10 protein-coding genes are annotated in these 13,243 nt (G+C 67.2%); 8 read left to right on the top strand and 2 right to left on the bottom strand.

From position 1 onward, the window contains the following. The first annotated feature begins 58 nt into the window (after nt 1-58). The 3 genes from rplI to zipA all read left to right on the top strand — a co-directional run bounded on the left by rplI (nt 59) and on the right by zipA (nt 5,055). Nucleotides 59-508 (top strand): 50S ribosomal protein L9, encoded by a 450-nt coding sequence (gene rplI / locus SriyCCGPB3_RS13815; protein WP_350259429.1) that lies wholly within the window; start codon nt 59-61, stop codon nt 506-508. A gap of 259 nt (nt 509-767) precedes the next feature. Further along, on the top strand, nt 768-4,271 hold the full coding sequence (smc, locus tag SriyCCGPB3_RS13810; protein ID WP_350259428.1) for a chromosome segregation protein SMC: 3,504 nt from the start codon (nt 768-770) through the stop codon (nt 4,269-4,271). A gap of 46 nt (nt 4,272-4,317) precedes the next feature. Next, a complete protein-coding gene (gene zipA, locus SriyCCGPB3_RS13805; protein WP_197611386.1) occupies nt 4,318-5,055 on the top strand; it encodes a cell division protein ZipA in 738 nt (245 codons plus the stop codon). Between the two features lie 187 nt (nt 5,056-5,242). Here the strand turns inward: zipA and SriyCCGPB3_RS13800 are convergent, their stop codons facing one another. Next, a complete protein-coding gene (locus SriyCCGPB3_RS13800) occupies nt 5,243-5,689 on the bottom strand; it encodes an REP-associated tyrosine transposase (RefSeq protein WP_110712805.1) in 447 nt (148 codons plus the stop codon). A 175-nt stretch (nt 5,690-5,864) separates the two neighbouring features. Next, entirely contained in the window at nt 5,865-6,989 is a 1,125-nt protein-coding gene (locus SriyCCGPB3_RS13795; protein ID WP_350259427.1) for a pyridoxal phosphate-dependent aminotransferase, read from the bottom strand. A 310-nt stretch (nt 6,990-7,299) separates the two neighbouring features. On the opposite strand from SriyCCGPB3_RS13795, the gene ligA reads away from it, so the two are divergent. The 5 genes from ligA (at nt 7,300) to mtnA (ending at nt 13,239) form a co-directional block, all read left to right on the top strand. Next, on the top strand, nt 7,300-9,771 hold the full coding sequence (gene ligA / locus SriyCCGPB3_RS13790; RefSeq protein WP_180854843.1) for an NAD-dependent DNA ligase LigA: 2,472 nt from the start codon (nt 7,300-7,302) through the stop codon (nt 9,769-9,771). Between the two features lie 49 nt (nt 9,772-9,820). Beyond that, nucleotides 9,821-10,306: a GNAT family N-acetyltransferase gene (locus tag SriyCCGPB3_RS13785; protein WP_153855999.1), complete on the top strand. Its 486-nt coding sequence runs from the start codon at nt 9,821-9,823 to the stop codon at nt 10,304-10,306. Continuing rightward, the gene (gene epmA / locus SriyCCGPB3_RS13780; protein ID WP_350259426.1) at nt 10,303-11,259 is read left to right on the top strand and encodes an EF-P lysine aminoacylase EpmA; all 957 of its coding nucleotides are present in this window, start codon (nt 10,303-10,305) and stop codon (nt 11,257-11,259) included. The genes SriyCCGPB3_RS13785 and epmA overlap by 4 nt, the downstream gene beginning before the upstream one ends. A 139-nt stretch (nt 11,260-11,398) precedes the next feature. Further along, a complete protein-coding gene (locus SriyCCGPB3_RS13775) occupies nt 11,399-12,127 on the top strand; it encodes a DUF3011 domain-containing protein (RefSeq protein ID WP_110712801.1) in 729 nt (242 codons plus the stop codon). A 47-nt stretch (nt 12,128-12,174) separates the two neighbouring features. Continuing rightward, on the top strand, nt 12,175-13,239 hold the full coding sequence (mtnA, locus tag SriyCCGPB3_RS13770; protein ID WP_088026485.1) for an S-methyl-5-thioribose-1-phosphate isomerase: 1,065 nt from the start codon (nt 12,175-12,177) through the stop codon (nt 13,237-13,239). Nucleotides 13,240-13,243 lie beyond the last annotated feature (4 nt).

Genomic DNA, 13,243 nt, shown 5'->3' with positions numbered 1-13,243 from the left:
GACAGCCTTTGTTGCGGGGCATCGCCTCGCTAACGAATAACTCATCTGGAGCAATACCATGCAGCTGATCCTCCTGCAGAAAGTCACCAACCTCGGCAACCTGGGCGACCTGGTCGACGTGAAGCCGGGCTACGGCCGTAACTTCCTCGTGCCGCAGGGCAAGGCCGTTCCGGCCACCGAGAGCAACAAGGCCGAGTTCGAAGCCAAGCGCGCCGAATACGAAGCCAAGGCCCAGGCCATCCACGCTGACGCCGAAGGCCGCAAGGCCAAGCTGGAAGGCGCGAGCGTGACCATCGCCGCCAACGCTTCGACCGAAGGCAAGCTGTACGGCTCGGTCGGCGCCCGCGAAATCGCCGATGCCTTCACCGCTGCCGGCCTGCCGGTCAGCAAGAGCGAAGTCATCCTGGGCGAAGGCGCCTTCCGCAACATCGGCGAATACGACGTGCTGGTCCACCTGCACGCCGACGTCGAGACCACCGTCAAGGTCGTCGTCGTCGCCGAAGCCTGATCCCACGCCGCAAGGCCTGGCATCACCGCAGAACGGGCGCCCGCAAGGGTGCCCGTTTTGTTTTATGGCCCCGTTTCGTGGTGTCGGGCCACGCTCGGCCGGCGGGGCGGGGCTGGACAATGTTCCACGCCCATTCGTAGAACACGGCCACATCGGTATACTCAGGGCGTCACACCCGTTCCACGGGCATCGATCCCAGCAGGATCAATGACTTGGAGGGTAAACGCAGGCCGCTTGCCGGCCCCAGTCCGGAACCCCTATGCGTCTTTCCACGATCAAGCTGTCCGGCTTCAAGTCGTTCGTCGATCCGACCACCCTGCACCTGCCGACCAACATGACCGGCGTGGTGGGGCCCAATGGCTGCGGCAAGTCGAACATCATCGACGCCGTGCGCTGGGTCATGGGCGAGAGCTCGGCCAGCCGCCTGCGCGGCGACTCGCTGACCGACGTGATCTTCTCCGGATCCAATGCCCGCAAGCCGGTTTCGCAGGCCACCGTCGAGCTGATCTTCGACAACTCGGACCACACGATCTCGGGCGAGTACGCCTCGTTCAACGAAATCTCGGTCAAGCGCACGGTCAGCCGCGACGGCACCAGCAACTATTACCTCAACGGCACCAAATGCCGCCGGCGCGACATCACCGACCTGTTCCTCGGCACCGGTCTGGGCCCGCGCAGCTACTCGATCATCGAACAGGGCATGATCAGCCAGATCATCGAGGCGCGCCCGGAAGACCTGCGCGTGTACCTGGAAGAGGCGGCCGGCATCTCCAAGTACAAGGAGCGCCGCAAGGAAACCGAGACCCGCATCCGCCACACCCGCGAGAATCTGGACCGGCTGGGCGACCTGCGCGACGAGATCAGCAAGCAGCTCGAACACCTCAAGCGCCAGGCCAAGCAGGCCGAGCAGTACCAGGCCCTGCAGGAAGAGCGCAGGGTCAAGGATGCCGAGTGGAAGGCGCTGGAGTTCCGCGGGTTGGACGGTCGCCTGTCGAAGCTGCGCGAAGGGCTGTCGCAGGAAGAGACCAAACTGCAGCAGCTGATCGCCGATCAGCGTGACGCCGAGGCCCGCATCGAGACCTCGCGCGTTCGACGCGAAGAGGCCGCCGACGCGCTCAACACCGCGCAGGCTGCGGTCTACCAGGTCGGCAGCACGCTGGCGCGCCTGGAACAGCAGATCCAACACCAGCGCGAGCTGTCGCAGCGCCTGCACAAGGCGCGCGACGAGACCCGCCAGGCGTTGGCCGAACTGGGCCAGCACATCAGTGGTGACGAGGCCAAGCTGATGGTGCTGCGCGAGGCGGTGGAGGCCGCCACCCCGCAGCTGGAAGAACTGCAGGAAGAGAACGAGATCAAGCAGGAAAGCCTGCGCGAGGCCGAGGACCGGCTGGCCAGCTGGCAGCAGCGCTGGGAGCAGCACACCTCGCAGAGTTCGGAGGCGTCGCGCGCCGGCGATGTCGAGCGCACGCGCGTGGACTACCTGGACAAGCAGATCCTCGACGCTGACCGGCGTCGCGAGGCCCTGGCCGCCGAGCGCGCCGGGCTGGACGTGGACGCGCTGGAAGAAGCCTTCGAGCAGCTGCACCTGCAGCACGACACGCAGAAGACCGCGCTGGATGAATTGAGCGAAGACGTCGAGCTGCGCAAGCAGGGCGTGGCGACGGTGCAGGAACAGCAGCGCAATGGCCAGAACGAACTGGCCGAACTGCGCAAGCAGGCCAACGGCCTGCGCGGTCGCCTGGCTTCGCTGGAAACCCTGCAGCAGGCCGCGCTGGGCCAGGAGCAGGGCGCGGCCGTGGCCTGGCTGAAGGCGCGTGGACTGGATTCGGCAGCGCGTGTCGGCGAACGCCTGGACGTTGACGCCGGCTGGGAAAACGCGGTGGAAAGCGCGCTCGGCCAATTGATCGAAGGCGTGCTGGTTGATGATCCGGCCAGCCTGGTCGATGCCCTCGGCGAATTGGGCGAGGGCCACATCGCACTGGTTGCCAACGATGGCGCGGACCTGAAGGTCGCGCCGACCTCGCTGGCGGCCCACGTGCGTGGCCCGGCCGCGATCCGTCGCCTGCTGGCGCACCTGCACGCAGCCAAGGACCTGTCCGAGGCGAAGGTGTTGCAGGCCAGTCTTCCGGAAGGCGATTCGATCATCACCCAGAGCGGCGAGCGCCTGGGCCAGGGCTGGCTGCGAGTATCGCGCTCCGGTGCGGCCCAGCAGGGCGCGCTGCTGCGCGAACGTGAGATCAACGAGCTGCGCGAGCAGATCGAGCAACTGCAGGATCGCGAAGCCGAGCTGGAAGAACAGCTGAGTGGTTTCCGTGAGCAGTTGCAGGCCGCCGAGCAGCAGCGCGAAGACGCGCAGCGTGGGCTGTACCAGGCCCATCGTGCGGTCTCTGAACTGGCTGGCCAGCTGCAGGGCCAGCAGGGCAAGGTGGAAGCGGCGCGCACGCGCATCGACCGCATCGAAGGCGAACTGAAGCAGTTGCAGGAAACGCTGGAAGCCAACAACGAGCAGGCGCGTGAAGCGCGCTCGCGGCTGGAGAACGCGGTCAGCAGCATGGGCGACCTGGAATCGACCCGGCAGCGGCTGGAGGGCGAGCGCCGCCAGCTGACCGAGGCTCGCGACCTGGCGCGCGATGCTGCACGCGCGGTGCGTGAGCGCTCGCATTCGCTGGCGCTGACCCTGGAATCGCAGCGGGCGCAGCTGGCTTCACTGAGCCAGGCGCTGGAACGCATGGGTACCCAGCGCGGGCAGCTGGATTCGCGACTGGGCGAACTGCATTCGCAGCTGGATGAAGGTGATTCGCCGGTCGAATCGCTGCAGGCCGAGCACCAGAATGCACTGGAAGAGCGCGTGCGGGCCGATCGCGTGCTGACCGAGGCGCGCACGCTGCTGGACGGCATCGACGCCGAGCTGCGCAATTACGAACAGACCCGCCACCAGCGCGACGAACAGGCGCTGGCCCAGCGCGAGCGTATCTCGCAGCGCAAGCTGGACCAGCAGGCGCTGGTGCTCAGCGCGGACACCCTGCAGGGCGCGGTGGAGAAGGCCGGGTTCGTACTGCAGGACGTGCTCAACGCATTGCCCGAGGACGCCCGCCTGGGTGACTGGGAGCAGGCCGTGCACCAGATCGATGGCCGCATGCGCCGGCTGGAGCCGGTCAACCTGGCCGCCATCCACGAGTACGGCGAGGCTTCGCAGCGCTCGGATTACCTGGATTCGCAGCACGCCGACCTGACCACGGCGCTGGAAACCCTGGAAGATGCGATCCGCAAGATCGACCGCGAGACCCGCGGTCGTTTCAAGGACACCTTCGATCGTGTCAACGCTGGCGTGCAGGCGCTGTACCCGCGCCTGTTCGGTGGCGGCCACGCCTACCTGGAACTGACCGGTGAAGACCTGCTCGACACCGGTGTGACCATCATGGCGCGTCCGCCGGGCAAGCGCGTGTCCAGCATCTCGCTGCTGTCCGGCGGCGAGAAGGCGATGACCGCGGTGGCGCTGGTGTTCGCCATCTTCCAGCTGAACCCCGCACCGTTCTGCCTGCTGGACGAGGTGGACGCGCCGCTGGACGAGGCCAACGTCGGCCGCCTGGCCAACATGGTCAAGGAAATGAGCGAAAAGGTGCAGTTCCTGTTCGTCAGCCACAACAAGGCGACGATGGAGGCCGCGCATCAGCTGTCGGGCGTGACCATGCGCGAGCCGGGCGTCAGCCGCCTGGTCAGCGTGGACCTGGAAGAAGCCGCGCGATTGGCGGGCGCGGCCTGACGTGCCATCCTAGTTACCTGAATGAACTAGCCGGAGAACCTATCGAATGTCCGACACGGCACTGTTGCGCATCGGCATCCTGGCCGCCGGCCTGCTGTTGATCGCCGCGATCTTCCTGTTTGGCCGTCCGAAAAAGAAGCCCCAGGGGCGTCGCGTGGAAGGCGCGGAACCGACCAGCGGCGAGCGCCGCGAGCCGGTACTGGGCGAAGACGGCGTCGCCGTGGCCGATGGCCGCGTCGAACCGGGCATGCCTGGCGAAGGCGAGCAGGCGGAACTGGGCCTGGGCGAAACCGACCCGGGCGCGAGCGACCTTGGCAAGCGCGCCACCCAGGACTTCGACAAGATCGTCTCCTTGTTTGTGGCCGCCCGGGCCGGCGAACAGCTGCGTGGCGAAGACATCGTGGTGGCGGCCGAGAAGACCGGCCTGGTGTTCGGCCACATGAACGTGTTCCACCGCCTGGTGGAAGGCCATCCCGAGCGCGGCCCGATCTTCTCGATGGCCAGCATCATGAAGCCGGGCAGCTTCGACATGGCCAACATCCGTGCCATGGAAACGCCGGCGATCGCCTTCTTCCTGACATTGCCGGCGCCGCTGACCGCGCTGGACGCCTGGGAGAAGATGCTGCCGACCGTGCAGCGCATGGCTGAACTGCTGGATGGCGTGGTGCTGGATGACAGCCGCAATGCCCTGGGCCGCCAGCGCATCGCGCACATCCGTGACGAGCTGCGCGCCTACGACCGCCAGCACCAGGCCCCGCCGCTGACCAAGACCCCGCGCTGGTAAGCCCCCAACTGTAGAGTCGAGCCATGCTCGACTCAAGCTTGGAGCGACCGACCAAGCCATCGTGACCGGGCCCTTTGTTGATAAATGCCTTTCTGTAGAGTCGAGCCATGCTCGACTTGCGGATCCCCGGGTAAGCCCCAGTCGAGCATGGCTCGACTCTACAGGGTCGGCCATCCCTGACTCGCCTCTAGGGCGATCGATCTAACCACCGGCACCAGGCAAACGGATGATCGCCGAGCTGTGCCGCCAGCCCGGCGCGCACAGGATTCGCTGCGATGTACAGAGCTTGGTTTCTCAGGGACTCATCACATCGCACAGCGTGATCATGGTAACCGCGCTGCCAGAGTGGCCCGTTGATGCCTATGAGTCGGCTGCAGCGGGATTTCATCATCTGCACCGACGCGGCAAGGGTTCCTGAGCGCAGTTGCATCAACCAATGCACGTGATCTGGCATGACCGCCCATGCGAGGTTAAGGCATCGGCCCTCCTGCTGAATCCACTGCAGGCCCGCGACAACGACGGCGGCCTGGTGTGGATCATCAAAGTGCGGATGGCGCTGGTGAGTGACGGTGGTGATCGCGTAGACGTTCCGCAGTTGCGACCAACGGCCTCTCAGGAGACGTGGACTGGGCATGCCTCAGCATTGGCTGGCCGAGGCAGCTTGGATATCGCTTGAGTGCGGTCAGGCTTGTAGGGAAGGCCCCAGTCGAGCATGGCTCGACTCTACAGGGGCCCAGGTCGGCACCCACAACAGTAGATCCACGCCATGCGTGGATAGGGTGAACCAAGGTTCGCCCCCACCAACAGGGTCAGGCCGGTACGCCGGCCACCTTTGCGAATGCCCTGCGGAACGCAGCCATTTCCTCCTCGGTGCCGACGGTCACGCGCACGCGCTGTGGCCAGATCGGCCAGCTGCGTCCGATCACCACGCCGTTGTCCGCCATCGCCTTGGCGAACGCGCTGCCATCGCGTTGCACGTCGACCACGAAGCAGTTCGCTTCCGACGGCAGGCAGCTGAAACCACGCTTGCCCAGCCACGCGATGGTGGACTGCCGCACCTTGGCATTCTGCAGGCGGCGCCGCGGAATCAACTGCGGATCGCGCAGGCTGGCCAGTGCAGCGGCCAGTGCCGGCACGGGTAGCGGGTTGTCGCCCAGGCTGGCCAGTTCGCGCAGACGGTCGGGATGTGCGGCCGCCGCGCCCAGGCGCAGGCCGGCCATGCCGTACAGCTTGGAGAACGTGCGCAGCACGATCAGGTCATCGCGCTGCGCTACCTGCGTGATCAGGCTGGGTTGCTCGCTGTACTGCAGGTAGGCCTCGTCGACCAGCACGCGGGTGGAAGCGGGTTTGTGGGCCAGCAGCCAGGCGAGCTCATCCGGCGGGCTGATCGAGCCGGTCGGGTTGTTGGGGTTGCACACATACAGCAGCCCGGTCGGGCGTGCGTGTGCGGCGGCGGCCATCGCACGCAGGTCGTGTGCACCGTCCTCGCGCAGCGGCACTTTCTGCACGTGTGCACCGTGTGCGGCGGCGACCTCGCCCAGCGTCTCGAAGGTCGGGTCGGCCACTACCAGCCCCGCCTGCGGGCCGGTCCATAGCACGGCGGCGCGGTTCAGCGGCTCGCTGGAACCTGGATACAGCCGCACGTGATCAGCCGGAATGCGTGCCTGTTCAATAAAGGCATCGCGCACCTGGCCCGCCAGTTCGAAGCGGTAGCGGCCGCAGCTGGCGATGCTGTCGCGCGCCGCCTGCTGTGCTGCGGGCGAGGGGCCGTACGGGCATTCATTGAAGTTCAGTAGTACGGCGCCTTCGGCAGGGGCGGGGGCGGCGGCTGTCGCGGGTTGGGCCTGGCCAAACTGCGGCAGCCCGCTGCCGGCGACGGCGAGGCCGGCACCGGCCAGTTGCAGGAAGCGTCGACGGGAAGCGGGCAGGGTCACGGGTAGGATTCCGAAGGGCGACCGTCGCACGCTAGCGCCGGTGGGCATGTGCGGCAAGCTGCTTTTTGTGGAGTCGAACCATGCTTGACTGCAGATGTGCCAACCAAGGTTGGCACCTACCAGAGCGGGGAGTGGTTGGCACGTACCAGAGCGGGGGAGTGGTTGGCACGTACCAGAGCGGGGGAGTGGATGGCGCCTGCCAGAGCGAGGGAGGACCCGTCGAGCTTGGCTCGGCTCTACAAAGGGCGGCGGCGTTACAGGGGCTGACAGCCGGGCGCGGTAGAATCCCCGGCCATCCCAGAACCACCGGATCCCGATGAGCCCCAGCCCCGCCGAACGCGCCGAAGACCTTCGCCGGCAGATCGCCCAGGCCAACCGCGCCTATCACGAGCTGGACGCGCCGGAGATCCCCGACGTCGACTACGACCGCATGGTGCGCGAGCTGGAAGCGCTGGAGCGCGAGCACCCGGAACTGGCCCGTGCCGACAGCCCGACCCAGCAGGTCGGTGCGCGCCCCTCCGGCCGCTTCCCGGAAGTGCGCCACGCGGTGCCGATGCTGTCGCTGTCCAATGCTTTCAGCGATGAGGAGGTGGCCGATTTCGTGCGCCGCATCGATGAGCGCCTGGGCCGTCGCAGCCTGCGGTTCTCGGCCGAGCCGAAGATGGACGGCCTGGCGATCAGCCTGCGCTACGAAGACGGGCATTTCGTGTTGGGCGCGACCCGTGGCGATGGCAGTACCGGCGAGGACGTGACCGCCAACCTGCGCGAGATCGGTGACATTCCCAAGCGCCTGCACGGCAAGGACTGGCCGGATGTGCTGGAGGTGCGCGGCGAGGTCTACATGGCCCGCGCCGACTTCGAGGCCTACAACGAACGTGCGCGGCTGCAGGGCGGCAAGGTGTTGGCCAACCCGCGCAATGCCGCCGCCGGTTCGCTGCGCCAGCTCGACCCGAAGATCAGTGCGCAGCGCAGGCTGAGTTTCTTCGCCTACGGCACTGGCGAAGTGCAGGGCGGCGAGCTGCCGGATACTCATTCGGGCACACTGGCCCAGCTTGGTGCCTGGGGCTTCCCGGTCAGTGAGCTGTGCAAGGTGGTGGAAGGCACCGACGGCCTGCTGGGCTACTACCGCGACATCGGTGAGCGCCGCGATGGCCTGCCGTTTGATATCGATGGCGTGGTGTACAAGCTGGATGACCGTGCCGGCCAGCAGGCGATGGGCTTCGTTTCGCGCGCGCCGCGCTGGGCCATCGCGCACAAATTCCCCGCGCAGGAACAGAGCACCACGGTGGAGGCGATCGAGATCCAGATCGGCCGCACCGGTGCCGCCACACCGGTCGCGCGACTGGCGCCGGTGGCGGTGGCCGGCGTGATCGTGTCCAATGCCACGCTGCACAACGCCGACCAGATCGCACGCCTGGATGTGCGCGTGGGCGACAGCGTGATCGTGCGCCGCGCCGGTGACGTGATTCCGGAAGTGGTCAGCGTCATTCTCGACCGCCGCCCGCAGGGCACCACGCCGTGGCAGATGCCGACGCGCTGCCCGGTGTGCGGCTCGGAGATCGTGCGCGAGGAAGGTGCCGCTGCGTGGCGTTGCTCGGGCGAGCTGTCCTGCCCGGCGCAGCGCAAGGAGGCCATTGCCCATTTCGCTTCGCGTCGTGCAATGGATATCGACGGCCTCGGCGACAAGTACATCGAAACCCTGGTCGACGCCGGCATCGTCAGGAGCGTGGCTGATCTGTATCGCCTCAACCGCGACCAGCTGCTGCACCTGAAGCTGGTGCTGGATGCCGAGGATCCGTCGGCACTGGCCGCTGCGCTGAAGCTGCACCTGCCCGCCGAAGGCAGTGGTGCGGTGCTCAATGCGGTGCTCAGGCTGGATGGCAACGATCCGGGCTGGCGCGCACAGGCGCTGGCACAGCCGGCCAGCTTCGAATGGAACACGAAGAAGATCGCCACCAAGTGGGCCGACAACCTGATCGCTGCAATCGACGCCAGCCGTGCGGCCACGCTGGAGCGCCTGCTGTTCGCGCTTGGCATCGAGCACGTGGGCGAGAGCACTGCCAAGGTGCTGGCGCAGTGGTTCGGTGACCTGGAGCTGATCCGCCACCTGCCATGGCCGTTGTTCAAGCGTGTGCCGGACATCGGCGGCGAAGTGGCGCGTTCGCTTGGCCATTTCTTCGAGCAGCAGGGCAACCAGCAGGCCATCGATGACCTGCTGCAGGTCGGCCAGGTGCGCATCAGTGATGTGCATGCGCCCAGCGCCAAGCTGCGCGAGGGCCTGGATCTGGCGCAGCTGCTGGTCGAGTCGGAGATCCCTGGCATCACCCGCCTGCGTGCCGAAAAGCTGGTGGCTGTGCTTCCGGGCGCGCAGGCCGTGCTCGACGCCGAGCATGGCCAGTTCGTCAACGCCGGCCTGCCGGACGACACTGCACGCGGCCTGGCTGAGTGGCTCGATGCCGATGGCCATGGTGTGATGCTGCTGGCGGCCGAGAAGGCGATGCAGCAGATCCTGGCCAAGGCGCCGGCGCTGGCCGAGATCGTGGCCGGCCCATTGGACGGGCAGACCGTGGTGCTGACCGGCACCCTGGCCCAGCTCACCCGCGATGCCGCCAAGGAACGCCTGGAAGCGCTGGGTGCCAAGGTTTCCGGCAGCGTGTCGAAGAAGACCAGCTTCGTGGTGGCCGGTACCGAGGCCGGCTCCAAGCTGGACAAGGCGCAATCGCTGGGCGTGCCGGTGTGGGACGAAGACCGCCTGCTGGCCTATCTCGCTGAACACGAATGATGACCCCGCCGGGTGCCTCGCGCCCGGCATGAAAGACAAAGGAACACCGATGCAGACCGCCCCGCTGGATTTCCGCCTGGCCACCCGTGCCGACGAGGACCTGTTGATCGCGTTGATGCGCGAGTTCTACGCCGAAGACAGGATCGACTTCGATGATGCGCGCGTGCGTCGCGGCGTGGATGCGCTGCTGGCCGACCCGCGCAATGGCGAAGTGCTGCTGTGGCTGGACGAGGCAGGCGAGGTGGTCGGCTACGCGGTGATCGCGATGGGCTTCAGCCTGGAGCAGGGCGGCCACTTCATGCTGCTGGATGAGCTGTACCTGAGCCACCGCGCGCGCGGCCGCGGCCGCGGCAAGCAGGCGCTGGCCATCTGCGAACAGCGCGCTCGCGGGCGTGGCGTCAGCCGTCTGCGGCTGGAAGTGAACCACCACAACGAACTGGCCCGACGCCTGTACCTGGCCAGTGGCTACATCGATGACACCCGCGATCTGCTGACCCTGCCGCTGGATCATCCGCGCCCGGAGGGCATCCTGTGAGCGAGGCCCTGCTGCGCGCGCTGCAGCAGCGTGCCGCACTCAATGCGCTGGTGCGTCGCTTCTTCGCCGAGCGCGATGTGCTGGAGGTGGAAACACCGATCCTGTCGGTGGCAGGCAACACCGAGCCGAACATCGACAGCTTCCATACCGATTTCACCGGGCATGTCGATGCCGGTGGCCGTCGCCGTTGGCTGCGCACGTCGCCGGAGTATCCGCTCAAGCGACTGCTGGCGGCAGGCGTGGGCGACTGCTACGAACTGGGCAGGGTGTTCCGCAACGGCGAGGCCGGCGGCCGCCACAACCCGGAATTCACCATGCTGGAGTGGTATCGGGTCGGCTGGGACCACCACAGGTTGGTGCAGGAGACCGCCGAGCTGGTCGGCCAGGCGCTGGCCCTGGTCGGGCGCAGTGCGGCCCTGCGCGTGCTCAGCTACCGCGAGCTGTTCCAGCAGCATGTGGGCGTGGACCCGTTCGAGGTCGATGAGACCGCGCTGCGTAACGCGCTGGGCGAGGTGCACATCGACCCCGTCGGGCTGACCCGCGACGATTGGCTGGATCTGCTGATGACCCACCGCATCCAGCCGCACTTCGATGACGCGGTGATGACCGTGGTCCACGACTGGCCGGCCAGCCAGGCGGCGCTGGCCCGCATCCGTGCCGGCACGCCGCCGCTGGCCGAGCGTTTCGAGCTGTATCTGGGCGCGGTGGAGCTGGCCAACGGCTATCACGAACTGAACGACGCGCAGGAGCAGCGCACGCGCTTCCAGCGTGACCTGCAGCGCCGCCACGAACGCGGCCAGGTGCAGCCGGCGCTGGACGAAGCGTTGCTGGCTGCGCTGCCCTCGATGCCGGCCTGCGCCGGCGTGGCGGTGGGCGTGGACCGGCTGCTGATGGCGATGAATCGCACGCCGCGCATCGCCGACGTGTTGGCCTATGACTTCGCCCACGCCTGATCTTCGCGGTTTTCTGAATATCGAAGACTGAACGGATTGCCGCGTTTCCGTGCTTGCTTCGGTAAGCAGGATGATGCTCTTATCACGGCAGATGCGGGACACTGGCATCGGAATTCGTCCACTCCTGTTGGGGAAGGCATTGGTCAAGTGGTTTGCGGTCGTCGCGGTACCGGTCTACTCCATTGCGTTGTGGGGTGCCTGGCTGCCGTCGTCGGCGTCTGCCCAGCAGGTGGGTTATGACGGCGAAGTGGTGACCTGCGAATCGCGCGACATGGGCTGGGTGCATTGCGATATCGATGTCAGCAACGGCGTCGATCTTGTGCGCCAGCTCTCCAACAGCAGCTGCATCCGTGGCAGTGAGTGGGGCACCGACCGTAGTGGCGTGTGGGTCACCCTGGGCTGCCGCGCCGAGTTCCGCGCGCGCCGTGCCGCGGGTGCCGCAGCGGCCGCGAACGAAGGCAAGCGCCTGGTCCGCCGCGTGGTGCGCTGCGAATCCAATGGTCGTCCGCAGAGCTGCCCGGTGCGCCTCGACGGTGCCCCCGTGCGTCTGTTGCGGCAGCTGTCGGCACTGCCATGCCGGGAAGGGCAGGGCTGGGGCTACAAGCGCAACGAAGTCTGGACCAGCCGCGGCTGCCAGGGAGATTTCGAGGTGGCCGACGATGACGGCCGCTTCGTCGATGTGCCACGCCGGCTGACCTGCGAATCGAAGTCGAAGAAGCGCCGGTTCTGCGGGGCCAGCATCTCGGTCGGTGCCGTCGTCTCCGAGCAGCTGTCCAGCACGCCGTGCGAGGAAGGCAGCACCTGGGGCTGGAACCGCAACGGGATCTGGGTGGATGGCGGCTGCCGCGCCGAATTCTCGGTGAATTGAGTCCGGGCGGGCTCCAACCACGTGGGGCGTGGCCCTACAATGGGCCCATGAACACTGCCTCTGACATCGACTACGCCCGTTACGACCACATCCGCCCGATCCTGTGGACCGGCGATGCCCTGCAACTGCTGGACCAGCGCAAGCTGCCGTTCGTGGTCGAGCATGTGGTCTGCCATGACAGTGACGAGGTTGCCGCCGCCATCCACGCACTGACCGTGCGCGGTGCGCCGGCGATCGGCATTGCCGCGGCCTGGGGCGTGGTGCTGGCCGCACGTGACGTGCAGGCCGCCGATGGGGCGCATGCATTGCAGCAGCTGGAACCGGCGCTGCAGCGCCTCAACGCGTCGCGCCCGACCGCCGTCAACCTGGCCTGGGCGCTGGCGCGCATGCGCCGCTGCCTGAACGCCGCCGGCGCCGACTGGAAGGCATTGCTGGAAGCGGAAGCGCAGGCCATCGCCGAGGAAGACCTGGCCGCCAACCGCCACATGGGCGCGCTGGGCGCGGGCCTGATCGAGGCCGGCAGCGGCGTGCTGACCCACTGCAACACCGGCTCGCTGGCCACCGCCGGCTTCGGCACCGCACTGGGTGTGATCCGTGCCGGCATGGCCCAGCACCGCATCGCCCGCGTGTTCGCCGGCGAGACCCGTCCGTGGCTGCAGGGCGCACGCCTGACCGTATGGGAACTGCAGCAGGATGGCATCGACGCCACCCTGATCGCCGATTCCGCCGCCTCGCACCTGATGAAGACCGGTGCGGTGCAATGGGTGATCGTCGGTGCAGACCGCATCTGCGCCAACGGCGATACCGCCAACAAGATCGGTACCTACCAGCTGGCCATCGCCGCCCGCCACCACGGTGTCAAATTCATGGTGGTGGCGCCGTCCTCGACCGTGGACATGGAGACCGTGGATGGCAGCCAGATCGAGATCGAGCAGCGTGATCCGGGCGAACTCTACGGCGTGGGCGGTACCCGCACCGTGGCCGAGGGCATTGCCGCCTGGAACCCGGTGTTCGACGTCACCCCGGGCGAGCTGATCGACGCCATCGTGACCGAGCGCGGGGTGATCCTGAACCCGACCACCGAGAACATGCGCGCCGCCTTCGGCGGTTGAGGCA

This window comes from Stenotrophomonas riyadhensis, assembly GCF_040256885.1.
Classification (GTDB): Bacteria; Pseudomonadota; Gammaproteobacteria; order Xanthomonadales; family Xanthomonadaceae; genus Stenotrophomonas; species Stenotrophomonas riyadhensis.
Note: the sequence above shows the minus strand (reverse complement) of the source record. Positions and strands in the feature narration are given on the sequence as shown.